We start from the raw sequence: 23,975 nt of genomic DNA on the forward strand, positions 1-23,975 counted from the left end.
TGCCTCCTTTGGTTAGGCCGTCAGGATAGGGGAGACGGGGCCGGGGAGGGGGCGGAAGCGGTGACCCGCTCGGGTTTTTGCGCCAGCGCCGCCCCCGCCAGAATCAGCGCCCCGCCCAGCAGCATGGCGGGCCGCAGGGGTTCCCCCAGCACCAGGAAGGCCAGTCCCACCGTGAACAGCGGCTCCAACGTCCCCAGCAGGCTGGCCCGCGCCGCCCCCAGCCGGGCGACGGCCCCGTACAGGGCGGGCACGGCGATCAGGGTGGGCAGCACGGCTATCCCCAGAATCACGCCCCACTGCGCAGCGGTGTCCGGCATCCCCAGTTCGCCCCGCGCCCCGGCCAGCCCCCCGAAGGCGACCGCCCCCACCAGCGCGAGGTGCCCGGTGGCGGCCAGCGGTGTAACCCCCCGCAGCCAGTGCTCGGAGGCGAGCAGATAGGCCGCGTACAGCGCCCCCGCCCCGGCTCCCAGCGTCAGGCCCACCGGGTCCCGGTCGCCCGCCCCCGGCAGCCCCACGACGAGGCCCAGGCCTAGCGCCGCGAGCGCCACCGCCCCCAGCCGCGCCGCGCCCGGCCGCCGCCCCGCCAGCCACCCGAACAGAATCACGAAGGCGGGCGCGAGGTAGAGCAGCAGCCCCGTCGCCCCCGCCGTGATGCGCCCCAGCGCCCCGAAGTAGCAGAAGGTCGCCAGCACGTAGACCACCCCGACCCCCAGCAGCGGCCGCCGCTGGGCCAGGGTCAGCCCCCGGCCCGCGAACGGCAGCAGCGCGGCGGCGACCAGCCCGAAGCGCCACCCGAGCACCTCATAGCTTCCCAGCCCCACCTCCCCCGCGAGCTTGCCCCAGATCCCCAGCGTGGCGAAACTCAGCGCGGCGACGAGGGCGAGGAGCAGGCCGGAGCGGGCGGGGGAGGGCATGGACTTCAGCGTAGGCCCTCGCGGGGTAGGCAGGTCCCGGCTTGTCTGCGACCCGCCCCACCTCCCCCACCTGGTGCCTTGCGGTAGGGTCGGGCATGTGATGTCGCCCGCCCCCACCCTTCCCCCGGTGCCTTGGCGGATGGCGCTTCCGTTGCCTGTCCCGGCGCTGGATTTTGCCGCGCCACACGGGTTCGGAGGTGTGGTGCCCGTGGGCTGCCGGGTGCTGGTGCCCTGGCGCGGCGGGCTGTCGGTGGGGCTGGTGGTGGGCGCGGGCGAGGGCGGCGCTGGAAGCCACCGTCTGCGCGAGGCCGTCCATCTGCTGGACGACGAGGACGGCCCCTGGGTCCCCCCCGCCACCGTGGAGGCGGTGACCGCCTGGGCGCGGGAGGCACGGCTGCCCGCCGGGCTGGTCTGGAGTGACCTCCTCGGCGTGGGGTGGGAGGTTCGGCTGGACCACCGGGTCCGGGCGGTGCCCGACGCGGACCTGGGGGCCTTCGGGTCGCACGTGCCGGGCACCGCCTGGACCGACGCCGCCGACTACTCGCCTCCCTTGCTGGACGCCATCCGCGAGCAGGGCCTGCTGGAAGAAGCCTTCCGCCCCCGCCCCCGGTTGCGCGGGATGGTGCGGGCACGGCCGCTGGGAGAGGTGCCGCCTGCCGCCCGCACGGTGACTGTGCTGCGGGCCTCGGCTGAGCCGCCCCCTACCCTGACCCCGAAAGGTCGGGAGGCGTGGGCGTGGCTGGCCGAGCATGGCCCTCAGCCCACCCTGGCGGCGTGGGCCAGGGGCGCGGGCGTGAGCGGAGGTGTGGTGAACGGCGTGCTGAACGCGGGCGGGGCGTTCTACGCGGCCGAACAGGCCCCCCCACCCCCCGCCTGGACCTGGCTCCACGACCACGGCCCGGTGGACTCGCTGAGTGCGTGGGCCTCCCTCGCCTCGGCGGACGGGGTGGGGCTGACTCCCACGGCGGCGGGCACCCTGGCCCTGCGCGGCTGGGCCGACACGGTGCAGGAGGTCGCGCCGCCTCCCACGCTGGCCCCTCCCGTTCCGGCCCCCAGCCCCGCTGACCCCGACCGCCTCCCCGAGTCCGCCGCGTGGCGGCTGCACGGCGGGCGTCCGGCCTCGCGCTTCCGCACGCTGGCACCCCGCATTGCTCGGTTGCTGGAGCAGGGGCGCGGGGTCCTCGTCCTCGCGCCCGACCACGCCACCCTGCGCCGCGCCTGGGAGGGCCTCTCCGGGCTGGCCCAGGCGGCGGGCACGCGGGCCGTTCAGGTCAGCGGGGCGCTGACCCCGGAGGAACGCGAGCACACCTGGCACCTGATCCGCACGGGGGCGGCCCGGCTGGTGGTCGGGAGTTACCTCGCCCTGGTCACCCCGCTGGACGACCCCGCGCTGATCGTGGTGCTGGAGGAGGGCAGCGACGCCTACAAGCTCCAGTCCGGCTCGCGGGCCTTCGTCCCCGACGTGGCCGCGCGGGTGGCGACCTGTCACGACGTGGCCCTCGCGCTGGTCGGCGTGGCCCCCGCCGCCGAGAGCGTGCCCCTGCCCGGCGCGGTGCTGCCCCCGCCCCGGCTGCGGCTGCATGTGGTGGATTATGCCAACCCGCCCGAACAGCCCGAACTGGGGCCGTTGTCGTCCGTTCACCTAACTCCCGGTGACCTGGGCTACCCCCTCAGTCACGACCTCGTGCGCCTCCTGCGGCAGGTGCAGGAGCGGGGACGGCAGGCGGCGCTGCTGGCGCCCCGGCGGGGCTACTCGGCCCTGCTGCGCTGCCCCTCGTGCGACCACACGCCGGGCTGCCGCAACTGCGACGTGCCGCTGCGCTTCCATCAGGGCACCCGGCAGCTCACCTGCCACCAGTGCGGCTACCACGAGCCCGTCCCCGACCGCTGCGACGAGTGCGGCGAACCCATGTGGAAGGCCCGTGGCCCCGGCACCGAGTGGATCGCCGCCGAGGTCGCCCGGCTGGTGCCCGGCCTGCCCGTCTACCGCTGCGACCGCGACCGTCAGGACGACCTCTCGGCCCTGCACGCGGGGGAGGGCGGCGTGGTCGTGGGCACCCAGCTCCTGCTGTCGGGCGAGGCGCCACCGAATCTCGCCCTGATCGGGGTGACGCTGGCCGACACCTGGCTGAACGTCTCGGACTTCCGCGCCTCCGAGCGCTACCACCGCCTGCTGCGCCAGCTTGGGGAATGGCACGTCACGCGCCCGCCCATGCTGGTGGTTCAGACCTTCCAGGCCCAGCATCCGGCCCTGCGCGTCCTGGTGGACGGCAAGGACGCCCTGGCCTACCCTGCTGCCGAGGAGCGTGCCCGCCAGGCCCTGGGCTACCCGCCCCACGCCCGCCTCGCGCAGGTGGAGGTCGCCGCCCGCGAGGCCCGCCGCGCGAGGGAGGTCGCCGTCGAGGTCTTCGATGCCCTGCACGGCGCGGGGGCCACTGAGGGTGAGGTCCTGGGTCCTGCCCCCAGCCCGGTCGCCCGCCTGCGCGGGGTCTACCCCTACCACCTGCTGCTGCGGGCGCGGAACGACACCCGGCTCTCCGAACTGCTCGCCACACTGGACCGCCCCTGGCGGGCGCGGGTGCGGGTGGACGTGAATCCGCGCGGGGGGCTGTAACTGACGAGGCGGTCATACCCCCAACGGGGGTGCCCTCATGTGCGCCCCCTGGCTGAGAGAAGCCTGAGACACTGCCAGCGTGAGATCAAGAAGCCCACAGCGAGGCTCGTGGCGTCCACTCCTCCTGACGTTCGCACTGGCGCTGCCCGTGGTGTCGCCCCTTCCAGGTGCATCAGTGGCGCTGGCGGCGACCCAGGCCGAGCAGTCGGTGCAGGTGCAGGGACAGGCCCCCTTTACAGGCAACGTGGCGGCGGCGCGGCAGGCGGCCATCACTGACGCGGTACGGGTTGCCATCGAGCAGGTGCTCGGTGCCTATATCAGCACATCGAGCACCCTGCGCAGCACCGACGAATTCGAGCAGTTCCAGCAGCGCCTGATGAAGCGCTCGGATGGGTTCGGCCGGGTCACGCAGGTGCTGGCCGAGGGGCAGCAGGGGAGCCTCTACACCGTGACCGTCCGGGTGGTCGTGGCCCGCCCCAGCCTGGAGCAGGAACTCAAGGCCTTTCTCGCGCAAAAGGGCGACCCGCGCATCATCGTGGCGATTCCGGAGGTCATCTTGCGCCGCACCGTCCCCGACCCCGCCGCCGAGACCGAAGTGCAGCGGGCACTCATCGCGGCGGGTTACCGGGTGGTGGACCTCAAGCAGACCGAGCACAACGCCCTGCGCGACGTGCTGCGCGGCGGCAGCCTGAGCGCTCAGGCGTTGGGTGACCTCGCCACCCGCTTCAAGGCCGACCTGCTGATCACCGGGGAAGCCTTCGCGGAGGAGTACGGCACCGTGCTCTCGCAGCGGGCCTACACGTCCCGACTCGAACTCAAGATCGTGGACCTCGCCACCGGGCAAATCATCTTCAGCGACGCCTTCACGGGAACGGGCACAGCGCCCACCGACGCGGTGGCGGGCAAGGCGGCCCTCCAGAACGTTGCCAAGACGGCGGTGCCCGCACTGCCCGGTGCGCTGCTGGGCTGGCTCAGCGGCAGCGGCAAGGCCGCCGGGCGCACCTTCAGCGTGCGGCTGGTGGGGGTGCCGAGTTTCCGTGCCCTGAACGACACCCTGGCCTCGCTGCGGGCCACGGCCGGGGTGGCGGCGGCCCTGAACCGCCACTTCGACGCGGCGGGTGCCCAGGTGGAAGTCGAGTACAGCGGCTCCCCCGAGGATCTCGCCACCCTGCTCGAGGACCTCGGCCTGACCGTGACCGGCCTCAGCGCGGGCGAGATCACCGTTTCTTACCGCTGAACCCCCAATCCAAGGAGGACCCATGCAGAAATTCCTGATAATCGCCGCCCTGTGCGCGGGGGCAGCGCTGGCCCAGGCGGCCGATACGCCCGTCACCCCCCAGCAGTTCGTGAACACCGAGGGGGTGCAGGCCGCCTACACCGTGCGGGGCGACCAGCTCAGCCCGGTGGACGCCCTAGCGCTGATGCGGCAGTGCACCCTGTCGGGGGCTTCCCCCGTGGATACCAACCGCGACGGGCGCAACGACACCCTGCGCGTGTACGGCTTCGGCATCGTGCCTGCGCAGGTGTATCAGGCGCGGGGGGTCACGGCCCTCGCTCCCGCCATGCAGAAAGCCGAATTGCGGGCCAACGGCGCCGCCGCCGAGTTTTTCGGGGGCCTGCGCACGGCGGTCGCGCGGAGTCTGGACACCCAGGACACCACCGCCAGCGTCGTGGACGGCGGCGACCTGAAGCTCTCCAATCTCGCGCTGGAAACGGTGCGCGCGAGCGTCCGCACGGGTGCCCAGGCCGTGCTGCGGGGCGGCCGGGTGACCGGACACCGTCTCGTCAGCCTGGGCACCCAGGGGCTGTGTGTGGTGGCCCGCTATGAGTTGCCGCTCGATCAGCGTTCCGCGGGGACCGCTTCCCCTGCCCCGCGCGGCGCGGCCCTGCCGGGTGGCCCGGTTCCGGCCAGCTCGGGCTTCCCCCTGCCCCCGCCCGGCACCAGCGGCGATTTCTGAGCCTTTGTTCCTCCTGCCCCTTTCCCACTTCAAGGAGCCTTCCATGACCCACCTGCGCCTGCTCGCCCTGACCCTCGCCCTCGCCGCGCCCGCCGCCGCCCAGACCACGGCCATCCCGGCAGCCCCGGCCACGCCCGCCCCGGTGACCGCCGCCCCCGCCCTGCCGCAGGGCCAGGTCAACATCGCCGTGGGAACTTTCCGCTGCAAGGCGTCCAAGTGCTCCTCCGACCTCGGGGACGGCATCTCCGACGCCCTGACGACCGCGCTGTTGAATACCGGCAAGTTCGCCGTCTACGAGCGCGAGAACACCGGGCAGCTCACCGAGGAAGCGTTCCTGAGCGGGGGCGCCGCCTTCGAGGGCGCGGACCTGCTGATCTTCGGTTCGATCACCCAGTACGAGCCGGAAGCGTCGGGGGGCGGCATCAATGTGCTGGGCTTCTCGCTGGGTCAGAAGAAAAGCACAATCGCCATGGACCTGCGGATTGTCGACGTGAAGACCCGCCGCATCATCGGCGGCACCCAGGTCAAGGGCGAGGCGCAGGGCAACAGCTTCAGCATGAGCGGTCTGCTGCCGCTGAATCTGGGAGTTGGGGTCAAGTCCAGCCCGCAGATCGAGGCGGCTATCAGCACGATGCTGAATGACGCCGTGCAGCAACTGCTCCTCAAGGTGCCTGCGAGCTACTACCGCAACTGAGCGAAAAGGGGCATCGGGCCGGGAAGAGGTAGGGGATACTTCCCTCTCCCCCGGCCTGACCCTTTTCTTGACCTTTTCCTGGCCCCCTGTCCCGCTGGGCTAGACTGCCCCGCATGATTCGCCTCGCCGTGCTCTCGGACCTGCACGCCAATCTGGAGGCGACGCTGGCCGTACACGCCGACGTGAAAAGGCGCGGGCTGACCGAGATCTGGGTTCTGGGAGACCTCGTCGGCAAAGGGCCGCGTCCCCGCGAGGTCGTGGAATGGACCCAGGCCCACGCCACCCGCGTCATCCAGGGCAACTGGGACGCCCGCGTCGCCGGGGCCACCAACCGGCCGCAGGACCTGTGGCCGCGTTCCAAGCTCACCCCCGAGCAGCTCGCCTACCTCGCCGGGCTGCCCTACGGCATCGAGGAACAGTTCGGGGGTGCGTGGTGGCGCTTCGTCCACGCCTCCAGCAAGGGCCTCTTTCACCGCCTGTACCCCCATTCCAGCCTCGCCGAGCAGCTCGACGCCTACCTGCCCAACCCCCAGTTCGGTTTGAAGGCGCATGCCGACGCCCTCGTCTACGCCGATGTCCACGAGACGCTGATGCTGGACGTGGAGGGGCGACCCCTGATCAACACGGGCTCGGTGGGCAATCCCCTCGACAGCACGCTGCCCAGCTACCTGATTCTGGAGTTCGACCCGAACAGCCCCGCCCACAGCGCCACCTTCGTGCGCCTGACCTACAACCGCGACGCGGAGATCGCGGCGGCGGAGGCCAGTGGAATGCCCTTTACCCGCGAGTACATCGCAGAGTTGCTGACGGGGGCGTACCAGAAACGGCGGGCACGGACGGGGGAATAGGCCCTCTGTCCCCCAAAAAAGACCCCCGCGCGTGGCGGGGTTTCTCTTGACGGAGCGGTCTGTGGCCGCGCTGCGGGGTCAGACCGGCAGCTCGCCTTTCTCCCGCATCGCCTCGCGCAGCTTGGTGGGCTCCAGCAGGCTCGCGCCCGCCCCGTAGCGGCGCTTCACGGCGCTCTGCACCAGCCACAAGGCCAATGCCACGCCCGCGAGGCTGATGATCAAGCCGGGCACCCGCATGATCGCGTTGACCTCGGCGACCTGCGCGTTGAAGGCGTCCGAGCCGAACTTGGCCGTCACGCGGGCGTAGTTCACGGCGCTGTTGACCACCCCGCCGATCAGGTCCACCACCGCAAAGGCCACCGTTGCCCCGACCAGCCCCCGGTGGACCACGGGGTCACGCATCGCCTGCTGGGTGGCGGCGCGTTCCTCCGGCTTCTCGCCCAGGCTGGCGGCGTCCAGAAACACCCGGAAGAGGGGCACCCGCGTCCCCGCGCTGATCAGGAAAAAGAGGCCGACGAGGTACGACCGCGCACTGTCTTTGATCGCGTACCAGAACCCGTCCACGTACCAGAAAGCCAGGGCTCCCGAGAAGATCGCTCCCGCCCCGCCGATCAGGGCCACCGGGCTGACATTGCGGTTCACGATCAGGTCGACGAGCACGTACACGACCGGAATCAGCGCCGCGATGACGTAGGCCTTGATGTTCCCCGCCATGTCCCCCCCCAGCAGGTCCGCCACACTGATGCCGCTGCCCAGGATATTCGGGCTGAGAATCAGGATCGGGATCAGCAGTGTGAAGACGAGGTCCCAGACGGTCTTGGGAACCCCGGTGCGCGGGCGGGCGGCGGGCGAGGGCGCGGTCATGGGGGCCATTGTCTCATCTGGGGGTGAGTGGGGAGTCGTGAGGGGGAAGTGGAGCCTTCGGCAGAAGCTTCCGCCTGACCTCCACTTCCCACCCACAACTGACCTAGTGGTCGTGCCCGTGCCCGCCCTGGCCGCGCTTGCCGCTGACCTCCTCACGCACCTCCGCGATAAAGAGGGTGCAGGCCTCCGGGCAGGGAATCGCGCCGGGCACACCGCTGAACACCGTCGAGCCCAGGCGCTCGCCCGCCCACAGCCGGGTCTTGAGACATTTGCTGCACACGTCCTGCGCCACCTCCTCCACCTGCTCGGGGGTCGCGCGGGTGACCTTGGTGTAGATGCCAGTCTGACGGCGGGCGGTCGTGGGCCACGGGGTCGCCCGCAGGTTGTGGGTGTGGTGGGCGTAACTCTCCTCCACGACGGCGGGGTAGAGGTTGTGGACCGCGCGGGGCAACTCGGCTTCCGTCAGGATCGCCCGCCAGCCGCGCGGGAGATTCCGCAGGGTGTGCACCGGGCGGTGGTGCCCGCCCTCGTCGCGGCGGGTGCGGTCGCGCAGGCCCTCCACCGTCACCAGCGTCTGGAGGTCGGCGGCGGGGCGGCCCTCGTCCAGCGCGTGGCGCAGTTCATACATGCCCGCCTGCGGGGTGATCATCGCCTCGCCTATCCGGGTGCCCCGGCGGGCCAGCGCGAGGAAAGCGTTCCAGGCTTCCGCGTGGCCCTGGTCCTCGTCGCCGCCCGCGCCCGACGCCCCCCGCGCCTCCTGCGCGAGTTGCAGGACCACCTCGGCCACGTCGGGGTGGGTGCCCACGGGCGCGGCGTAGTAGACGGTCTGCGGGGCGTTCGGCGTCTCCGCGAACTCGGTGACCTGTCCGGTCAGGCCCATGTCCTCGGGAATCGTCTCCAGCGTGTGCCACCCCTCGGACGCGAAGAAGGGCACGACCACCACGCGCGGCGAGCGCACCAGCTCCGGCCAGGTGCCCACCTTGGGGTCCTCGTCCAGAAAGAGGGCGTGGACCTCCGCGAAGTGCCCGGACTCGCGCAGGCGGTCGGCATTCCCGTAGATCACCCGGTTGGAGTTCTGGTTGCGGGTGGTGCCGTGCCCCAGCACGATCAGGGCGGTGTCGGCGGGGTTCAGGTCGGGCAGCACCTCGCGGGCGCGGGCCAGGATCACGTCGCTCATGGCGGGGTGGACCCCGTAGGGCAACGTGTAGCGCACCGTCTTGCCGCCCAGCACGCGGGCCACGCCCTCCGGCGGCACCGGCCCCTGGTGGCCCAGCCCCAGCTCGCGCGGAATCACCGTCTCGGTGAAGTAGCCTTCCGAGATGAACATGGGAATCACCGTCACGTCGGTGCTGCGCACGGTCCTGAGCACCTGCCGCAGCGAGGGTTCTTCCTTCCAGTACCCTTCCACGACCTCGTCGTACAGGCCACGCTCCCGCAGCAACTCCGCGTAGCGGTAGACGGCTCCGGCGGACTCGCCGTTGAGGTGCGACCCGTGGCCGATCAGGACGAGCGAACGCATACGGCGGGCACTCTAGCAGCGCCCCCGCCACGCGATTGTCCCCCTGACTCAAGTTGACCCGGCTCAGGTTCGGCCGACTCCGGGAGGTGACCCCGGCATGAATCTTCCGCCAGCCTCCCCTCACGCACGTCCGGTCGCGGCTGCTTAGGGTGGGGAGGCAGCTCGGTCCCTTCCCCCCATTCCCCAGGAGGTATCCCATGTTCTTCCAGCAACGCGACCGCCACGAGCAGATGGCCCGCCTCGATCCCCGCGACACCAACATGGACGGGGTGGTCAGCCCGCAGGAGGCGGCGGCCTACATCCAGGACTACATGCAGCACGCCTCCCCCGAGGAGCGCCAGCAGATCATGCGCGAGTACTTCTCGCAGATGAGCCCGCAGGAGCGCCAGCAGATGGGCGACGCGATGGTGCAGAGCCCCTACAGCCCGGTGCAGAATGTGCGCTACGACGACCCCGACGATATGGCCGACGCCTACACCCGCACTGCGCAGGCGCCCATGCAAGACGGCCGCAGCCCGCTCGAAGCCGCCTTCGGGCAGGGCGGGGCGCTCAGCAACCCGATGGTCAAGGCGGGGCTGGTCGGCCTCGCGGCGATGATCGGCTCCAAGATGCTGCGCCGCTGAACCCCGGACCCCTCCCCACGCCCCCGGCCCTCCCGCCGGGGGCGGTTTGATGTGGAGCGGTTCATGAAGGCTCCTGGGAAGTCAGCGGGCCGCTTCCGCCCGCTACAATCGCCCGCGACATGCCCCTTTCGTACCTCACGCGCATCGCGCAGACCCCCGCACCCACCTTCGACGAGGGGGAGCGGGCGGCGCTGATGGCCGGGCTGTGGGAGGATCTGGGCTACCGCACCGAGCGCGACGAGGTCGGCAACGTCCTGACCCGCCTGACCCCGCCCGGCAGCGAAGGGCGGCCCGCGCTGCTGCTCGCCGCGCACCTCGACACCGTCTTCCCCCGCGCCACCGACGTGACCGTGCGTGAGGAGGGGGGCAAGCTGATCGGCCCCGGCGTGGGCGACAACAGCGCCAGCCTCGCGGTGCTGACGGCCCTGCTGCGCGACCTGCGCGGGGGCGCGGGGGAAGGGCTGCGCCGCCCACTGTGGGTCGCCGCCAACGTCGCGGAGGAAGGCCTGGGGGACCTGCGCGGGGCCAAACACCTGATCGCCACGCACCGCGAGCGGCTGGGGGCCTTCATCGCGGTGGATGGCTATCTGGGGGTCGCCGTGACCCGCGCGGTGGGAGTGCGGCGTTACCGGGCCACTTTCCTGGGACCGGGGGGGCATTCCTGGGGCGATCAGGCGCCGAGTGCCCTGCACGCGCTGGGGATGGCGATTCACGACCTTTACGCCCTGCACCGCCCTGCCTCGCCGCGCACCACCCTGAACGTGGGGCTGGCCTCGGGCGGCACCAGCGTGAACTCCATCGCGGGGAGCGCCGAGTTGCTGCTCGACCTGCGCTCGCTGGACCCGGAGTTGCTGGGCGACCTCGACCGCCGCGCCCAGGGCGTGCTGCACGCGGCGGCCCGCGCGGTGGGCGTGAGCCTGCGGCTGGAGCGGGTGGGCGACCGCCCCGGCGGGGAACTGGGGTCCGCCCCCCTCCTCGACCTTGCCCGCGAGGCCGCCCGCGAGGGGCGCACCGAGTTGCGGCTGGCGTCGAGCAGCACCGACGCCAACGCCGCCGCCCCCCACGGCCTCCCGGCCATTGCCCTGGGGGTCTACCGGGGCGGCAACGCCCACCGCGAGGACGAGTGGGTGCAGGCCAGCAGCCTGGGGCCGGGGCTGCGCTTCCTGTCGCGGGTGGTGGCGCTCTACCAGCGGCGGCCGGTGGCCTGAAGCGCCCCAAGTCCAAGCGGGGTTTTTTGTGACCTGCACGGCATTCCTGCCCCACCAACTTCCCATCTGTTCCAGGCAGAATGGGGGGACCCATGAACGCCACCCTGCGCCGCGCTCCGGCTTCCGGCCTCTCGGCCCTCCGTGCCCTCACCGTGCTGGTGGCGGCCTCCCTCGCCGCGCCTGCGCTGCCGGGCACGGCGGCCCTCGCCCAGGCGGCCCCGCCTTCCCCCGCGCAACAGGCCTTCGACGAGGTCAACCGCCTGCTGCGGGAGGAATACGGCGGCCTCTCCACCGTGGACCGGGCGGCGCTCGGCCGCGAGTACCAGGCCCGGCTCGACGCGGTGTGTGCGCCGACGCCCCTCAACTGCGCGGTGGAAAAGGCCTACCCGGTGATCGAGGCGGAACTCACGGCGCTGGGGGACGAGCACAGCTTCTTCCAGACGCCCGAGGACTTCCAGGACTTTCTGGCGAGCGCAACGGGCGGCAACCGCCTGCAGTTCGGTGTCAAACTCGCCCGGCTCGACGGTGAAAACCGCGTGGTGCTGGAGGTCGTCCCCCAGAGCGCGGCGGAGGAAGCGGGCCTCCGGCGCGGCGACCTGCTGCGGACGCTGGAGGGCCGCCCCTACACCTACGCGGCCCTCCAGCAGGCCCGGCGCGAGGGCCGCGAGATCCGGCTGGGGGTCGAGCGCAGTGGGCAGCCCCTGACCCTGACCCTGCAGTCGCGCGAGAGCAGCACCCGCGACCTGCCCCGGCTGAGCTTCACGGGGGCGGCGAACAACGTGGCGGTTCTACGGATTCCCACCTTCCTGTCGGGGGGCGGCATCGCGCAGCGCGTGCATGACCTCGTGCGAGAGGCCCGCGCGGGCGGGGCGACCGGCATGATCGTGGACCTGCGCGGCAATCCGGGCGGCAGCCTCGCGGAGTGCGACAGCGCCGTGAGCGCCTTTGTCCCGACCTTTGCGCGGGTGGCGCGGGGCGCCCAGGGCGAGAGCCGCACGGTGGTCAGCCGGGGCACCCGCCTGGAAAATGGCCGCAACGCGGGGGGGGTGCGCAGTCCGCAACTGTGGACCGGGCCGCTCGCGGTGCTGGTCGACCGCGGCAGCGCCTCGTGCAGTGAGTTCTTCGCCTTCGAGATTCAGCACGCCGGGCGCGGCCCGGTGATCGGCGAAACCACGGCGGGCGTGGGCAACACCGCCACCCGCGTCTTCCCGGTGGGTGAGGACGCCGCCCTGCAACTCACCATCCTGAACTACGCCAAGCCCGGCGGTGACGCCTACCCCGACCGCGTGAAGCCCGACCAGCCGCGCGAGCAGACCGAGGAGGACGTGCGCCTGCTCACGCGTGGGCAGGACACCCTGCTCGCCGCCGGAGTGCAAGCTCTGGTGACGGCCCCGCCCCTGACCCTGGACCCCCAGACGGCCCGCTGAATCTCAGCCCCGCCCCGGCCCTCCCACCCGGTTCACAGCCGACGGGAGGGCCTTCCCGTGGCCCAGCCCAGGATCAGGCCGAGCAGCGCCGGAAAGGTAAACAGAAGCAGAAATCCCAGCACGTCGCTGTCCCCGATCAGGTTGCCCAGCGGCCTTCCCAGCGCCACGTTGACCGGGCTGCCCAGCCACGCGAGGGCGGTCCACACCCCGCCCTCCAGCCCGCGTGCCTCCACCGCGTTTTCCAGCCAGCGCACGCCCAGCAGGCCCAGGGTTTGCACGGCCAGGGCGGGGAGCAGTGCCAGCACCGCGCCCGGTCCCCGCACCGCCCGGCCCGCCAGGAAACCCAGCGCCAGCGGCCCCAGCACCGGAATCCAGCCCACCAGCACGGCGAGGAGCAGCAGCATCAGCACGTGGACCCACAGCATGCCCGGAGTGTAGGCCAGGAAGCAGTCTCAAGAGGTGTTCAGGGTCCTCTGTGCCCCACCTGAGAGGGGCATGGTGAGCCCTTCGCCAGACCGCCATGAGCCGGGTGAGCCGGGCGGGCAGACTGAAACCCAGTGCGGGCGCCGCCCGTCCTCTCTCTTCCGCCGGAGGAAACGACATGCTCAGACGCTCCGCCCTGCTTCTGCTTCCCCTCACCCTCGGCTCCTGCACCATGATGGCCCCGCCCAACGCCGATTCGGTGGACGGCCTCTTTCTCCAGTCGGTGACCGGCAGCAACCTCTTCGAGATCCAGTCGTCGCAGGTGGCCCTGAACAAGTCCAGCAACGCCCAGGTCCGCGCTTTCGCCCAGCAGATGATCACGGAGCACACGGCGGCCCAGAACCAGGTCAACACCCTGGCGGCGGCCCGCAGCGTGGCGCTGCCCAAGATGCTGCCGCCCGACTTGCAGCTCAAGGTCAACACGCTGAACACCCTCAGCGGCTCGGCCTTTGATCAGGCCTACCTGCGTGAGCTGGTGCTCGGGCACCAGCTCACCGTCAGCATCTTCCAGAACGAACTGACGGCGGGCCGCGACGCCGGGGTCGTGGCCTTTGCCAACCAGAACCTGCCGCTGATCCAGCGCCACCTCGCGGAAGCCCAGGCCCTTCAGACGGCGGTGGGCGGTCAGGCGACCCCGGCCCCCGCCGCGCCGAGCACGCCCTGACCCGCGAGTGATCCCTGGCCCCCTTCCCCTTCCCGGTGGAGGGGGCTTGGCTTGGCGCTCAGCCTATGGCCTGCTCGCGCGTCGGCACCTCGCGCAGCGCCCAGCGCAGGCCCAGCGCGGTCACCAGCCCCACTCCCATCAGCGTGAGCCAGGGCAGCAGCGGCAGGCCGATCCGGGCGCCGAGGTCGATCAGCGCCCCGCCCACCACGTTGCCCACCGCGCCCCCCAGCCCCAGGCTGATCGCGGAAAAGCCGAAGTAGCTGCCCGTCAGCCCGGCGGGGGCCAGCCGCGCGGTCAGGGTCTGCTGGGTGGGGTAGACCAGCATGGTGCCCAGGCTGTAGAGGGCGACGCAGGCGAGCAGTTGCGGAAACGTCGCCGCGAAGCCCATCAGCCCCAGGCTGGTCGCCACCGCGAGCACCGCCGCCACCAGCGCCACCTGCGTCCGCACCCGCCGCTCGACCAAGCGCAGCAGGGGATATTGCAACACCACCGCCAGCCCCGCCGAGAGGCCGTACAGCGGCCCGGTCGCTCCCGGCCCGGCCAGCGCCACCGCCTTGAGCGTGACCGCCACGTTGAGCTGCGTGCTGAGCAGGAAATAGCCCACCAGCACCAGCGTGAAGCGCCGAAAGCGGCGGTCCCGCGCCGCCGCCCTCAGCCCCGCCAGGCCACCGGCCACGGCCCCCTCCGGCTTCATGTGGGGCAGCGTAGCGGCCAGCACGGCGGCGGCGACGAGGTACACACTTCCCGCCGCGAGTGCCGCCGTGCGGAAGCCCAGTCCCAGCAGCGCCGCGCCGATCAGCGGCCCGGTCACCATGCCGAGGTTCCCGGAGATGCTGGTCAGGCTGAACATGCGGGTGCGGTGCTCGGGCCGGGTGACGGCGGTGATCGCCGCATTCTTGGGCGCGTCGAACAGCCCGCCCCCCAGCCCCGCCAGCACCGACGCGGCCAGCAGCACGGGCAGCGTGTCCGCGAACCCCATCCACGCGAAGCCCAGCGTGCGAATCAGGCACCCCGCCAGGATCAGCGGCTTTGGCCCGACCCGGTCCGCCCACGCCCCCCCGAACACCGTCAGCCCCTGCTGGGTGAGCTGCCGCAGTCCCAGCACCAGCCCCACGCTCGCCGCCGCCCACCCCAGCCCCTCCACGAAATGCACCGTCACCAGCGGAATCACCGCGAAAAACCCGCCCCACATCAGGAAATTGGCGGCGATCAGCCCGAGCTGCGCCCCGGAAGGCCGGAAGGGGAGGGCAGGGGCGGGCAGAGTCACGCGGGCGAGTGTACGCCCCTGCGGGTAGGCGGCGCCCCGCTGCCCCTTACGCTGTCTCCATGCCTCCGCAGCTTCAGTTCCTCGGCCCCGGCGTATTCTTCCTTCCCGGCGCGGTGAACAGCGTGGTCGTAGAGGGGCCGGGGGGCCGCGCCCTGCTCGTGGACACCGGCCTGGACGACACCCACGCGCGGAAGCTGCTGCGGGCGGTGGAGGGGGCGGGGCTGACGCCGGGCGCGATCCTCAACACCCACAGCCACGCCGACCACCACGGGGGCAACACCTTCCTCCTGGGCCGTTTTCCGGACCTGCCCGTCTACGCGCCGCCGCTGGAGGCGGCGATCATTCGCCACCCGGTGCTGGAGCCGCTCTCGCTGTGGGGGGCCGCGCCGCCCGCCGAGCTGCGGACCAAATTCCTGCTGGCCCCCGCCAGCCCCGCGCAGGGGGTCGGTCCCGGCGTGCAGGCTCTGGGCAGCATCGAGGTCGAACTCCTTCCCGTCCCCGGCCACGCCGCCGAGATGTACGCGGTGCGGGTGGACGAGGTGCTGTACGCCGCCGACGCCCTTTTCGGGCCGGAGGCGCTGGGCAAGCATCCGCTGACCTTCGGCGCGGATTCGGCGCAGCAGAAGGCGTCCGCAGCGGCGCTGGGCGAAGTGGAGGGCGTGCGTGTCGTGCTGCCCGGCCACGGCGACCCCACCCCCAATCTCGCCGGGCTGGTGTCCGCCAACCTCGCCGCCTATGCCCGGACGACGGACGCGGTGACGGCGGCGCTGGCGCAAGGTCCGGCGACGGTTGACGAGCTGCTGGTGCGGGTGGGCGCCGCGTTGGGTATGACGGCCACGAACCCTGGCGCCTGGGTCCTCAACCGGGCGGTGATCAGCGCCCACCTGACCGAATTGCTCGCGGTGGGGGCGGCCACCCTGACGCTGGAGGGCGGGGTGCTGCGGGCCAGGGCCTGAGCCGGAGACAAGGCCCGCTACTCTCTTTTCGGGCCGCCGTACTCGCGCCGCTCGTGGCTCAGCGGCAGCGCCCACCACACCCAGCCCAGCAGCAGGGTCAGCCCGCCCGGCAGCACCCAGGTCAGGGCGGCGGGAAGGCCGACCGCCCCCGCCACCATCCGGGTTGCCAGCACCAGCGCCAGCGACATGAACACGGCCCCCACCCGCACCAGCCGGGTGGCCGTGTGCTTGAACTGTTCGGGGTGGCGCATGGGACGGCGCAGGTAGTGGTGCAGCGCCGGGGCGCTGAGCAGCACCAGACTCACCACCGAGCATCCGAAGGTCGCCGTGTAGACCCAGCGTTCGGTGGCCGCCACCCCCCCGAAATCGACATTGAAGGGCAGAATGATCAGGAAACTGGTCAGCACCTGTGCCCCCTGAAGCAGGATGCGCAGTTCGGCCAGCAGGTCGGAGAGCTGGTCGGCTTCCGGAGGGTCGGTCATGAGAGGTCCAGCATAGGCCGGAGCCGTCCCCGCTGGGCACCAAGCGTGAAGAAAGCCCGTATGGGCGGTCCCCCGGCCGGGGGCGTAGCGTGACCGCATGACCAGAAAGAGTGCTGCAACCAAGGCCGCAGCGGGCACCAAGAGCGGCAGCCGCCGCAAGACGGCCGACGACGCGGGTCAGATGCCGGTGGAGACCCAGGACATGGCCCAGGGCCGCGACACCGCCGGGGCCGTGCCCCAGGGCGAGGCCAAGGCCGACGCTGCCCACCTCGACACCCCTCACAACCAGCTCGTGGACCACGGCTACCTCTCCGAAGAGGAGTTCGGCACCGTCAGCGAGACCTTGCAGCGCAACCTCGCCACCACCATCAGCCTGTACCTCAAGTTCAAGAAGTACCACTGGGACATCCGGGGCCGCTTCTTCCGCGACCTGCACCTCGCCTATGACGAGTTCATCGAGGAAATCTTCGGGGGCATCGACGAGCAGGCCGAGCGCCTCGTCGCGCTGGGGGGCAGCCCCATCGCCGCGCCTGAGGACATCGCCCGCTTCAGCCTCGTGCAGGTGCCCCAGGAGACGGTGCGCGACGCCCGCACCCAGGTCGCCGACCTCGTGAACGACCTGACCCGCGTGGCGCGGGGCTACCGCGACGACTCGCAGACGGTGGACGAGGCCAACGACCCCGTCACTGCCGACCTCTACACCGGCTACGCCGCCACCATCGACAAGATTCGCTGGATGCTCCAGGCGATGATGGACGACGACCGGATGAACTGACGGCCGATCGTTGGGGCTGCCGGGCACGTCCCAGCGGCCCCTTGCCTTGCCCGCCCCCAGGAGCCCCGATGCCCCGTCCCAAATTCGATTACTCGCTGAACTACGCCGACCTCGACCTGCGGGCACACCCCGAGCTGTACCGGGTCGGGATCGGCGAGCAGGGCGTGCTGCTGGTGCAGCCGTACAAGGCCGAGATTCTTCCGCACTGGCGCTTCGCCACGCCGGAGGTCGCCCGAGAGAGCAGCGAGGCGATCTACGCCATGTTTCTGGACTACCTGCGGGCCGGGGACTTCGTGGGGGCGGACATGGCCCGCAAGTTCCTCCAGATGGGCTTTACCCGCTCGCGCCGCTACGCCAACCACAAGGGCGGCAAGAAGTACGACGGCCCCGTGCCCGAGGGCAAGAAGGGCCAGTCCGGGTCACACGGCCGCGCCGAACTCCCCCGCCAGCCCGAGGACCCGGTCAAGGCCGAATCCGCCCGCATCTTCAAGGCGAAGTGGGACGAGGCCGAGGCCAATGAGGACTACGCCCGGATGAAGCGCGAGCACCGGGAGCGGTACGGTTGACGAATACCGCATACCGCGCTATCTTGGTTCTATCACCGCCCGAAGAGGCGGATTTTTTATTGCCGCGTCTCCGCCTCTAGCGCCGCGAGGTCGGTGGGCGTGTTCACGTTGTGGAGGGCCTGCGGGCTGACCCGCGCGACGGCCTCGTAAGGCACTGTCACCGCGTCCTGCGCGGCGAGGCGCAAGCGGCGTTCGCCCGCGTCCAGCAGGACGGACACCTGGGGCCGCAGCTCCGTGTGATACAGCGCCCCCAGCGGTTGCGCTCGCCCCGCCGGGTCCAGGGTGAGGATCGACCGCGCTCCCGGTGTCCGCGCCCCGGCCATCAGCGCCCAGTACGCCGGGGTCAGGCGGGGCAGGTCCACGCCCGCGAAGGCGACCCAGCCCGGCCCCGCGTGCCGTTCGGCGGCGAGGAGGGCGGCTTCCAGCGCCCCCAGCGGTCCCTCACCGGGCCGCGTGTCGGGCACCGGGAGCCAGCCGGGGAGGGCGTAGCGTTCGGGCGGGGCGACGAGCAGGCGCAGCGGGCAGCCCTCCAGACTGGCGGCCACGTGCTCCAGCAGGGTTCGCCCCTCCAACCGGGCGAGCGCCTTGTCCGTCCCGAACCGGCTGGAGCGGCCCCCGGCGGTGAGCGCCCCGACGAGGTCCAGCCTCCGGGTCGTCCCTGGGGTCATCCCTCTAGCTTCCGCATCGCCCAGGCCACGAAGCGGGGCAGCGGGCGGCCGTAAGGTGGGTACAGGAAGCGCACGCCGCTGCCCCGGCCCTCGTGCAGCACGGCCCGCTCGTGGCTGAAGGTCCGGAAGCCGTACTCGCCGTGGTAGCGCCCCATCCCGCTGGGGCCGACGCCCCCGAAGGGCAGGTGCGGGTTGCTGAGGTGGACCACCGTGCCGTTGACGACCAGGCCGCCGCTCGTCGTTTCCCGGCGGACCTGTTCCACCGCCCCCTCGTCCTCGGCGAAGGTGTACAGCGCGAGCGGGGGGTCGAGCCGCCGCACCAGCGCGAGCGCCTCCCCGAAGTCGCGGTAGGTCAGGACGGGCAGCACCGGGCCGAACAGTTCCTCTTCCATCAGCGGCATCTCCGGGGTTACGCCCGTCACCACCGTGGGCGAGATGAAGCGCGAGGCGGGGTCGAACTCGCCGCCGAGTTCGACCCGTGCCCCCATCGCCACACTGTCCCGCGTCAGGCGCGAGAGCCGCTCGACGCTGCGGCCGTCCACCATCCGCCCGTAGTCGGTGCCCTTTCTCAGCCGCTCGGCTTCCCCGAAACGGTGGGGGATGATCTGCGAGAGCCGCGCCAGCAGGCTGCCTTGCAGCACCTCCGGCACCAGCACGTAGTCGGGCGCCACGCAGGTCTGCCCGGCGTTCAGGAACTTGCCCCAGGCCAGCCGCTCGGCGGTGAGGTCGAGGTCGGCACTCTCGTGGACGATGGCGGGACTCTTGCCGCCCAGTTCCAGCGTCACGCCCGTCAGGTTGGGCGCGGCGGCGGCGAGCACCTTTTTCCCGATGGCCCCGCTCCCGGTAAAGAAGATGTGGTCGAAGGGCAACTCGGTCAAAGCCTTAGCTCTCCCCGCGTCCCCCTCCACGACCGCGACCAGCCGGGGCTCGAAGACCTCCTCCAGCAGCCGACGCAGGGCGCGGGCGGTGGCGGGGGCCTTTTCGCTGGGCTTGAGGACGACCGTGTTCCCTGCCGCGAGGCTGGCGATCAGCGGGACGAGCGCGAGGTTGACCGGATAGTTCCACGCGCTCAGGACCAGGGTGACCCCACGCGGCTGGAACTCGACCTCGCTGCGGGTGCCCAGCAGGTTGGCGGGGGTGCGGACCCGGCGGGGGGCCATCCAGCGCGGAAGGTGGCGCACCGCGTGCCGCAGCTCCTCCACCGTGGGGTGCAGCTCGGTGATCTCCGCCTCGGCGCGGCTCTTGCCGAGGTCGAGCGCGAGCGCCTCGGCCAGCGCGACCCGGTGGCGCTGAATGGCCCCCCCCAGCCGCCGCAGCAGGGCCTGCCGTTCGGGGGCGGTGGTCTGCCCGGCTCGCCAGCGGTGCCTGCGCTGCGCCTCGAACAGGGCCTGAAGGTCAGCGGACATGGGCTGTGTCATGAAAAACCCCTCCCGGAGTGCGAGAAGTCAGGCGCGAGCACTGAAGTTGGACTTGGTTCAGGCTAGTGCATCCGGCAGGCCGGGTGTCACCGGGTCGGCTCACTCTTGGCCGGCGCTGCAGAGTGGGGCGTATCTGACACTCCAGCGGGCGGGGGCGGCCCCACAGTAGAGCCTGCTTACCCCAATTCGCCCTGCGCTCCAGAGGTTTGTCATGAAGACGCGTCTCCTGTTGGCCCTGTCCCTGCCGTTCGCCCTTGCCTCCTGCATGGCCACGATGTTGCCGGGCAGTCCCTACGCGCTGGGCAAACAGCCCGCTGCCGATGCCAAGGGGCTCATTCCCAGCGGGACGGTCCGGGCCAGCGTCTCGGGCGACATGGTGATGACCGAGGCGCGGGTGATGGGCCTCGCGCCCAACCAGTACTACGTGGCGCACTACCACCTTCAGGGCACGGCGAGCACCACTCCCTGTGCCAGCAACGGGGCACCCATCATAAGCACCGCGATGGTCGGCCGGACCGACGCGAGCGGCATGCTGACGCTCTCCAAGAGCGTGGCCCGCGCCGACGTGATGAACGCGACCTACTACAACGTCCACACCGCAGCCGACGCCGCGGGCACCCCGGCCGACGCGGGCGTGGCCTGCACCGCCGTCCGCATGGCGGGGAGGTAAAGCCCACATTCCTTCCTCTGCCCGGCCCGCCGCGTCCGGGGGGCGCGTGCGTTACCCTGCCGGGCGATGAGTGTCCGCATTCTGGGCGGCAGCGCCAAAGGCCGTGCCCTCAAGGTGCCCGCGAGTGCCCGGCCCAGTGGGGCGCGGGTTCGCAAGAGCCTCTTTGACCTGCTCGCCACCCGCGCTCCCTCGGGGCGCTTTCTCGACCTGCACGGCGGCAGCGGCGCGGTGGGGCTGGAGGCCGCCAGCCGGGGCTACGCGGCCACCCTGATCGAGCGGGACGCGGCGGCGGTGCGGGCCATCGAGGGCAACGCCCGGCTGCTGGACCTCCCCGTGCGGGTGGTGCGCGGCGACGCCTCGGCGCTGCTGGGACGCCTGGGCGAGTTCGACGTGGTCTTCAGCGACCCGCCCTATGCGCAGGACATCCCGGCGCTGACCCGCCGCCTGCTGGCCTCGGGGGTGGTGGCGCCCGGCGGCCTGCTCGTCTGTCAGCATCCCGTGCAGGTGCGCTTGGAGGACGCCCCTGGCTGGGAGCGCGAGGAAAGGGTCTACGGGAGCAACATCCTGACCCTCTACCTGCGGGAGGGGGGCGACGGGGCCGGGGCGGGTAACATCGGAACCACATGAACGCGGTTTTCCCCGGCTCCTTCGACCCCATCACCAGCGGCCACATGGACGTGCTGACGCGGGCCTCGCGCATCTTCGACCACGTGACCGTCACCGTGATGCACAACGCCCGCAAGCAGGGCAAGCACCTCTTTACCCTGGAGGAGCGGCTGGCGATCCTGCACGAGGCGACCGCGCACCTGCCCAACGTCAGTGTGGACACCTTCGGCGGCCTGCTGGTGGACTACATGGCCCAGCAGCAGCAGGGGCTGATCCTGCGCGGGCTGCGGGCGGTCTCCGACTACGAGTACGAACTCCAGATCGCGCACCTCAACCGCCAGATCGGGGAGGTCGAGACGGTGTTCATCATGGCGGCGACCCGCTGGAGCTTTGTCAGCTCCACGATGGTCCGCGAGATCGCCTCCTACGGCGGCGACATTTCCGAGATGGTGCCCCGCGCCAGTGCCGCCGCCCTGCGCCGCAAGTTCGCGGAGGTGTACGCCGCGCGGGAAGCCGGGCGGGCGGCCGGAGCCGAATAGCAAAAGCCCCCGCGCACCCGCCGGGGCCGTGGGGGAGAGGGGGGCGCAGGTCCGCTCAGGCGGTCGTCACGCCCTGAGCCGCTTCCCGCAGCGCCTCCGCCTTCCGCGTCTGCTCCCAGGGGAACTCGGGGCGGCCGAAGTGCCCGTAAGCGGCGGTCTGCGCGTAGATGGGCCGCAGCAGGTCCAGCTCCGCGATGATCGCCTGCGGGCGGGCGTCAAAGTGTTCGCGGACGAGTTCAGCCAGCCGCTCGTCGCTCACGGTGCCCGTGCCGTAGGTGTCCACCCGCAGCGAGACGGGGTTGGCCCGGCCAATCGCGTAGGCGACCTCCACCAGCGCCCGCCGCGCCAGCCCCGCCGCGACGAGGTTCTTGGCGATAAAGCGGGCGTAGTACGCCGCCGAGCGGTCCACCTTGGTGGGGTCCTTGCCGGAAAAGGCCCCGCCCCCGTGCGGCACCGCGCCCCCGTAGGTGTCCACGATGATCTTGCGCCCGGTCAGGCCGGTGTCGCCGTGCGGCCCGCCGATCACGAAGCGCCCGCTGGGGTTGATGAAGTACTTGGTGTCGGCGGTCAGCAACTCCGCCGGGATGACGGCCCGGACGACATGCTCCAGCAGGTCCTCCCGAATCTGTTCCTGGGTCACCGACTCGCTGTGCTGGGCACTGATGACCACCGTGTCCACGAAGGTCTGGGTGGCCTCGTGCGGCTCGCCGTCGCGGACCACCGTGACCTGGGCCTTGGCGTCGGGACGCAGGTAGGGCAGCGTCCCGTTCTTGCGCAGCTCGGCCAGCTTGCGCGTCAGCCGGTGCGCGAGCGAAATGGGCAGCGGCATCAGCTCGGGCGTCTCGTCGGTCGCGTAGCCGAACATCAGGCCCTGGTCGCCTGCGCCGATGCGGGAGTATTCGTTTTCAGGGCGGGCGCGTTCATCTTCCGACATCTCGCGCCACTCCTCGGAGAAGTTGACCCCCCCGGCGATCTCGGGCGACTGCTCGTGCAGGGCCACCAGCACCGCGCTGTACTCGGCGTCGAAGCCGTAGTTGGCGCGGGTGTAGCCCACCTTCATCACGGCGTCGCGCACCGTCTTCTGTACGTCCACCCGGGCGTTTTGCGCGGTGACCTCGCCCGCCACGACCGCCATGCCGGTGGTCAGCAGCGTCTCCACCGCAACCCGGCTGGCGGGTTCCTGGCGCAGAAACTCGTCCAGAATGCTGTCCGAGATGAAGTCCGCGAGCTTGTCCGGGTGGCCTTCCGATACCGATTCCGACGTGTAGTACTTCCGCATGAATGCTCCTTCGTGCGGGGGGGCGTCTCACAGAACCACCTGGAGAGGGATGTCGCTGCGGTCCCCGCACGGTGGCCGCCTTCCCGGCGCGGGGGCGGCACCGGGGCAGCCTACTCCAGCGGTGCCGGGGGGGAAAAGGGCATCCGGCTACCGGGCAGCGTCCAGCAGCGCCGCCCCGATCCCCTGCGGCAATTCCCCCGCCAGCCGCGTCAGCGTGCGCTCTGCCGCCGAGCGCACCATCTTCTCAAAGGCGGCACCGCCCCAGCCCTCGGCCTCCGGGAGCCGCAGGTGGGCGCGGAACTGGAAGTCGAAGGCCATCTCACCCGCCGCGCTTACCCGCGCCTGCCCCGCGACCTCCACCCAGGCCCGCTCGCTCGTGACAGGCTGGGGCTGCAACTTGGCGCCGTCTGGGGTGGGATGCAAACTGCTCACGAAGGGCAGATCCACTTCTCCCAGCAGCGGCACGGGCACCACGAGTTCGCCGCGCACGCCTGCCGCGTCCGCCCACAGGTCCCGCAGAAAGCGCACCCGAGACAAGGACACGCCCGCGTCGCGCACGAAGGCGAGCGCGGCGTCTTGCCCACCGGGGTGGGTCAGCGTGAAGGCCTGCCGGGCTTCAAGCTGCATGGTTCCTCGGGTTAGGGGCGGGTGGCGAACTCAATCCACCCACTCGATCACCACCCGGTTCTCGCTCAGCGCGGCCTGAAGCTCGGCGTCGTTCGCGCTGCGGAGCCGGGGCAGGTGCGCGAAGCGGGGCGTGGCCGAGGCGTAGCCCAGCCGCACCACCACCTCGTCGCTGACCTCGTCCTTGCCGACGCGCCACACGAGCTGCCCGCCGAGCGCGTCGAGCTGCCGGATCAATTCCGGGGGCAGCGGCGCCGGGGAGGGGTCAGGGGGAGAACCGCCGGTCATGCGGGCATTGTACGCGGCGCG

At 71.6% G+C, this 23,975-nt stretch carries 26 protein-coding genes; 15 read left to right on the forward strand and 11 right to left on the reverse strand.

The genetic code is table 11. The annotated features are described in order from the left end of the window. Nucleotides 1-20: 20 nt before the first annotated feature. Entirely contained in the window at nucleotides 21-914 is an 894-nt protein-coding gene (locus tag L1280_RS13000) for a DMT family transporter (RefSeq protein ID WP_253582714.1), read from the reverse strand. Between the two features lie 100 nt (nucleotides 915-1,014). Here L1280_RS13000 and priA point away from each other — a divergent pair, with 100 nt between their 5' ends. The 5 genes from priA (at nucleotide 1,015) to L1280_RS13025 (ending at nucleotide 7,028) form a co-directional block, all read left to right on the forward strand. Continuing rightward, nucleotides 1,015-3,528 carry a primosomal protein N' gene (priA, locus tag L1280_RS13005; protein ID WP_253582780.1) on the forward strand — a complete coding sequence of 838 codons (2,514 nt, stop codon included), beginning with the start codon at nucleotides 1,015-1,017 and terminating at the stop codon, nucleotides 3,526-3,528. Between the two features lie 175 nt (nucleotides 3,529-3,703). Beyond that, nucleotides 3,704-4,765: a flagellar assembly protein T N-terminal domain-containing protein gene (locus tag L1280_RS13010; RefSeq protein WP_253582715.1), complete on the forward strand. Its 1,062-nt coding sequence runs from the start codon at nucleotides 3,704-3,706 to the stop codon at nucleotides 4,763-4,765. A 22-nt stretch (nucleotides 4,766-4,787) separates the two neighbouring features. Continuing rightward, the gene (locus tag L1280_RS13015) at nucleotides 4,788-5,486 is read left to right on the forward strand and encodes a hypothetical protein (protein WP_253582716.1); all 699 of its coding nucleotides are present in this window, start codon (nucleotides 4,788-4,790) and stop codon (nucleotides 5,484-5,486) included. A gap of 43 nt (nucleotides 5,487-5,529) precedes the next feature. Beyond that, complete coding sequence (locus L1280_RS13020; RefSeq protein WP_253582717.1) at nucleotides 5,530-6,180, forward strand: CsgG/HfaB family protein; 651 nt, start codon at nucleotides 5,530-5,532, stop codon at nucleotides 6,178-6,180. Between the two features lie 113 nt (nucleotides 6,181-6,293). Then, the gene (locus L1280_RS13025; RefSeq protein ID WP_253582718.1) at nucleotides 6,294-7,028 is read left to right on the forward strand and encodes a metallophosphoesterase; all 735 of its coding nucleotides are present in this window, start codon (nucleotides 6,294-6,296) and stop codon (nucleotides 7,026-7,028) included. Nucleotides 7,029-7,106: 78 nt separating this feature from the next. On the opposite strand, the gene L1280_RS13030 is transcribed toward L1280_RS13025, so the two are convergent. Then, nucleotides 7,107-7,901 carry a VC0807 family protein gene (locus L1280_RS13030; RefSeq protein WP_371922919.1) on the reverse strand — a complete coding sequence of 265 codons (795 nt, stop codon included), beginning with the start codon at nucleotides 7,899-7,901 and terminating at the stop codon, nucleotides 7,107-7,109. A 94-nt stretch (nucleotides 7,902-7,995) separates the two neighbouring features. Continuing rightward, a complete protein-coding gene (locus tag L1280_RS13035) occupies nucleotides 7,996-9,411 on the reverse strand; it encodes a DR2241 family protein (protein ID WP_253582720.1) in 1,416 nt (471 codons plus the stop codon). Between the two features lie 197 nt (nucleotides 9,412-9,608). Here L1280_RS13035 and L1280_RS13040 point away from each other — a divergent pair, with 197 nt between their 5' ends. The 3 genes from L1280_RS13040 to L1280_RS13050 all read left to right on the forward strand — a co-directional run bounded on the left by L1280_RS13040 (nucleotide 9,609) and on the right by L1280_RS13050 (nucleotide 12,669). Continuing rightward, nucleotides 9,609-10,034 carry a hypothetical protein gene (locus L1280_RS13040; RefSeq protein WP_253582721.1) on the forward strand — a complete coding sequence of 142 codons (426 nt, stop codon included), beginning with the start codon at nucleotides 9,609-9,611 and terminating at the stop codon, nucleotides 10,032-10,034. Nucleotides 10,035-10,153: 119 nt separating this feature from the next. Further along, nucleotides 10,154-11,242 (forward strand): M20/M25/M40 family metallo-hydrolase, encoded by a 1,089-nt coding sequence (locus tag L1280_RS13045; protein WP_253582722.1) that lies wholly within the window; start codon nucleotides 10,154-10,156, stop codon nucleotides 11,240-11,242. 92 nt (nucleotides 11,243-11,334) lie between these two features. After that, complete coding sequence (locus L1280_RS13050) at nucleotides 11,335-12,669, forward strand: S41 family peptidase (protein ID WP_253582723.1); 1,335 nt, start codon at nucleotides 11,335-11,337, stop codon at nucleotides 12,667-12,669. Between the two features lie 32 nt (nucleotides 12,670-12,701). On the opposite strand, the gene L1280_RS13055 is transcribed toward L1280_RS13050, so the two are convergent. After that, the gene (locus tag L1280_RS13055) at nucleotides 12,702-13,094 is read right to left on the reverse strand and encodes a hypothetical protein (protein ID WP_253582724.1); all 393 of its coding nucleotides are present in this window, start codon (nucleotides 13,092-13,094) and stop codon (nucleotides 12,702-12,704) included. Between the two features lie 176 nt (nucleotides 13,095-13,270). Here L1280_RS13055 and L1280_RS13060 point away from each other — a divergent pair, with 176 nt between their 5' ends. Continuing rightward, nucleotides 13,271-13,816, forward strand: coding sequence for a DUF4142 domain-containing protein (locus tag L1280_RS13060; protein WP_253582725.1), 546 nt, complete (start codon nucleotides 13,271-13,273; stop codon nucleotides 13,814-13,816). A 58-nt stretch (nucleotides 13,817-13,874) separates the two neighbouring features. Here the strand turns inward: L1280_RS13060 and L1280_RS13065 are convergent, their stop codons facing one another. Further along, on the reverse strand, nucleotides 13,875-15,083 hold the full coding sequence (locus L1280_RS13065) for an MFS transporter (RefSeq protein WP_253582726.1): 1,209 nt from the start codon (nucleotides 15,081-15,083) through the stop codon (nucleotides 13,875-13,877). Between the two features lie 59 nt (nucleotides 15,084-15,142). Between L1280_RS13065 and L1280_RS13070 the strand changes: the two genes are divergently transcribed. Beyond that, entirely contained in the window at nucleotides 15,143-16,039 is an 897-nt protein-coding gene (locus tag L1280_RS13070; RefSeq protein WP_253582727.1) for an MBL fold metallo-hydrolase, read from the forward strand. Between the two features lie 17 nt (nucleotides 16,040-16,056). On the opposite strand, the gene L1280_RS13075 is transcribed toward L1280_RS13070, so the two are convergent. Next, the gene (locus tag L1280_RS13075; RefSeq protein ID WP_253582728.1) at nucleotides 16,057-16,521 is read right to left on the reverse strand and encodes a DUF6328 family protein; all 465 of its coding nucleotides are present in this window, start codon (nucleotides 16,519-16,521) and stop codon (nucleotides 16,057-16,059) included. Between the two features lie 97 nt (nucleotides 16,522-16,618). Between L1280_RS13075 and L1280_RS13080 the strand changes: the two genes are divergently transcribed. Both L1280_RS13080 and L1280_RS13085 read left to right on the forward strand, forming a co-directional pair. Beyond that, a complete protein-coding gene (locus tag L1280_RS13080) occupies nucleotides 16,619-17,296 on the forward strand; it encodes a DNA starvation/stationary phase protection protein (protein WP_253582729.1) in 678 nt (225 codons plus the stop codon). A gap of 68 nt (nucleotides 17,297-17,364) precedes the next feature. Then, nucleotides 17,365-17,862 carry a DUF4385 domain-containing protein gene (locus L1280_RS13085; protein WP_253582730.1) on the forward strand — a complete coding sequence of 166 codons (498 nt, stop codon included), beginning with the start codon at nucleotides 17,365-17,367 and terminating at the stop codon, nucleotides 17,860-17,862. Between the two features lie 56 nt (nucleotides 17,863-17,918). Here the strand turns inward: L1280_RS13085 and L1280_RS13090 are convergent, their stop codons facing one another. Both L1280_RS13090 and L1280_RS13095 read right to left on the reverse strand, forming a co-directional pair. Further along, entirely contained in the window at nucleotides 17,919-18,530 is a 612-nt protein-coding gene (locus L1280_RS13090; RefSeq protein WP_253582731.1) for a molybdenum cofactor guanylyltransferase, read from the reverse strand. After that, complete coding sequence (locus tag L1280_RS13095) at nucleotides 18,527-19,948, reverse strand: aldehyde dehydrogenase family protein (RefSeq protein WP_253582732.1); 1,422 nt, start codon at nucleotides 19,946-19,948, stop codon at nucleotides 18,527-18,529. The genes L1280_RS13090 and L1280_RS13095 overlap by 4 nt, the downstream gene beginning before the upstream one ends. Before the next feature lie 211 nt (nucleotides 19,949-20,159). Here L1280_RS13095 and L1280_RS13100 point away from each other — a divergent pair, with 211 nt between their 5' ends. The 3 genes from L1280_RS13100 (at nucleotide 20,160) to coaD (ending at nucleotide 21,763) form a co-directional block, all read left to right on the forward strand. Next, on the forward strand, nucleotides 20,160-20,618 hold the full coding sequence (locus L1280_RS13100) for a superoxide dismutase (RefSeq protein WP_253582733.1): 459 nt from the start codon (nucleotides 20,160-20,162) through the stop codon (nucleotides 20,616-20,618). Between the two features lie 66 nt (nucleotides 20,619-20,684). Then, nucleotides 20,685-21,245 carry an RsmD family RNA methyltransferase gene (locus L1280_RS13105; protein ID WP_253582734.1) on the forward strand — a complete coding sequence of 187 codons (561 nt, stop codon included), beginning with the start codon at nucleotides 20,685-20,687 and terminating at the stop codon, nucleotides 21,243-21,245. Then, a complete protein-coding gene (coaD, locus tag L1280_RS13110; protein WP_253582735.1) occupies nucleotides 21,242-21,763 on the forward strand; it encodes a pantetheine-phosphate adenylyltransferase in 522 nt (173 codons plus the stop codon). The genes L1280_RS13105 and coaD overlap by 4 nt, the downstream gene beginning before the upstream one ends. 55 nt (nucleotides 21,764-21,818) lie before the next feature. Here coaD and metK read toward each other — a convergent pair whose 3' ends face one another. The 3 genes from metK to L1280_RS13125 all read right to left on the reverse strand — a co-directional run bounded on the left by metK (nucleotide 21,819) and on the right by L1280_RS13125 (nucleotide 23,954). After that, nucleotides 21,819-23,042 (reverse strand): methionine adenosyltransferase, encoded by a 1,224-nt coding sequence (metK, locus tag L1280_RS13115; RefSeq protein WP_253582736.1) that lies wholly within the window; start codon nucleotides 23,040-23,042, stop codon nucleotides 21,819-21,821. Nucleotides 23,043-23,189: 147 nt separating this feature from the next. Then, on the reverse strand, nucleotides 23,190-23,669 hold the full coding sequence (locus tag L1280_RS13120) for a DUF3809 domain-containing protein (protein WP_253582737.1): 480 nt from the start codon (nucleotides 23,667-23,669) through the stop codon (nucleotides 23,190-23,192). Nucleotides 23,670-23,699: 30 nt separating this feature from the next. Continuing rightward, nucleotides 23,700-23,954, reverse strand: a complete 255-nt coding sequence (locus L1280_RS13125) for a DUF3248 domain-containing protein (protein ID WP_253582738.1) — start codon at nucleotides 23,952-23,954, stop codon at nucleotides 23,700-23,702. Nucleotides 23,955-23,975 lie beyond the last annotated feature (21 nt).

The organism is Deinococcus sp. HSC-46F16 (genome assembly GCF_024171495.1).
GTDB lineage: Bacteria > Deinococcota > Deinococci > Deinococcales > Deinococcaceae > Deinococcus.

Bases quoted from the DNA above. Each gene is read 5' to 3' on its own strand.
- L1280_RS13080 (WP_253582729.1), top strand. From the start codon at position 16,619: ATGACCAGAAAGAGTGCTGCAACCAAGGCCGCAGCGGGCACCAAGAGC.
- L1280_RS13050 (WP_253582723.1), top strand. From the start codon at position 11,335: ATGAACGCCACCCTGCGCCGCGCTCCGGCTTCCGGCCTCTCGGCCCTC.
- L1280_RS13035 (WP_253582720.1), bottom strand. From the start codon at position 9,411: ATGCGTTCGCTCGTCCTGATCGGCCACGGGTCGCACCTCAACGGCGAG.
- L1280_RS13105 (WP_253582734.1), top strand. From the start codon at position 20,685: ATGAGTGTCCGCATTCTGGGCGGCAGCGCCAAAGGCCGTGCCCTCAAG.
- L1280_RS13060 (WP_253582725.1), top strand. From the start codon at position 13,271: ATGCTCAGACGCTCCGCCCTGCTTCTGCTTCCCCTCACCCTCGGCTCC.
- L1280_RS13100 (WP_253582733.1), top strand. From the start codon at position 20,160: ATGAAGACGCGTCTCCTGTTGGCCCTGTCCCTGCCGTTCGCCCTTGCC.
- L1280_RS13120 (WP_253582737.1), bottom strand. From the start codon at position 23,669: ATGCAGCTTGAAGCCCGGCAGGCCTTCACGCTGACCCACCCCGGTGGG.
- L1280_RS13095 (WP_253582732.1), bottom strand. From the start codon at position 19,948: ATGACACAGCCCATGTCCGCTGACCTTCAGGCCCTGTTCGAGGCGCAG.
- L1280_RS13025 (WP_253582718.1), top strand. From the start codon at position 6,294: ATGATTCGCCTCGCCGTGCTCTCGGACCTGCACGCCAATCTGGAGGCG.
- L1280_RS13015 (WP_253582716.1), top strand. From the start codon at position 4,788: ATGCAGAAATTCCTGATAATCGCCGCCCTGTGCGCGGGGGCAGCGCTG.
- metK (WP_253582736.1), bottom strand. From the start codon at position 23,042: ATGCGGAAGTACTACACGTCGGAATCGGTATCGGAAGGCCACCCGGAC.
- L1280_RS13020 (WP_253582717.1), top strand. From the start codon at position 5,530: ATGACCCACCTGCGCCTGCTCGCCCTGACCCTCGCCCTCGCCGCGCCC.
- L1280_RS13040 (WP_253582721.1), top strand. From the start codon at position 9,609: ATGTTCTTCCAGCAACGCGACCGCCACGAGCAGATGGCCCGCCTCGAT.
- L1280_RS13125 (WP_253582738.1), bottom strand. From the start codon at position 23,954: ATGACCGGCGGTTCTCCCCCTGACCCCTCCCCGGCGCCGCTGCCCCCG.
- L1280_RS13030 (WP_371922919.1), bottom strand. From the start codon at position 7,901: ATGGCCCCCATGACCGCGCCCTCGCCCGCCGCCCGCCCGCGCACCGGG.
- coaD (WP_253582735.1), top strand. From the start codon at position 21,242: ATGAACGCGGTTTTCCCCGGCTCCTTCGACCCCATCACCAGCGGCCAC.
- L1280_RS13075 (WP_253582728.1), bottom strand. From the start codon at position 16,521: ATGACCGACCCTCCGGAAGCCGACCAGCTCTCCGACCTGCTGGCCGAA.
- L1280_RS13090 (WP_253582731.1), bottom strand. From the start codon at position 18,530: ATGACCCCAGGGACGACCCGGAGGCTGGACCTCGTCGGGGCGCTCACC.
- priA (WP_253582780.1), top strand. From the start codon at position 1,015: ATGTCGCCCGCCCCCACCCTTCCCCCGGTGCCTTGGCGGATGGCGCTT.
- L1280_RS13085 (WP_253582730.1), top strand. From the start codon at position 17,365: ATGCCCCGTCCCAAATTCGATTACTCGCTGAACTACGCCGACCTCGAC.
- L1280_RS13055 (WP_253582724.1), bottom strand. From the start codon at position 13,094: ATGCTGTGGGTCCACGTGCTGATGCTGCTGCTCCTCGCCGTGCTGGTG.
- L1280_RS13070 (WP_253582727.1), top strand. From the start codon at position 15,143: ATGCCTCCGCAGCTTCAGTTCCTCGGCCCCGGCGTATTCTTCCTTCCC.
- L1280_RS13000 (WP_253582714.1), bottom strand. From the start codon at position 914: ATGCCCTCCCCCGCCCGCTCCGGCCTGCTCCTCGCCCTCGTCGCCGCG.
- L1280_RS13045 (WP_253582722.1), top strand. From the start codon at position 10,154: ATGCCCCTTTCGTACCTCACGCGCATCGCGCAGACCCCCGCACCCACC.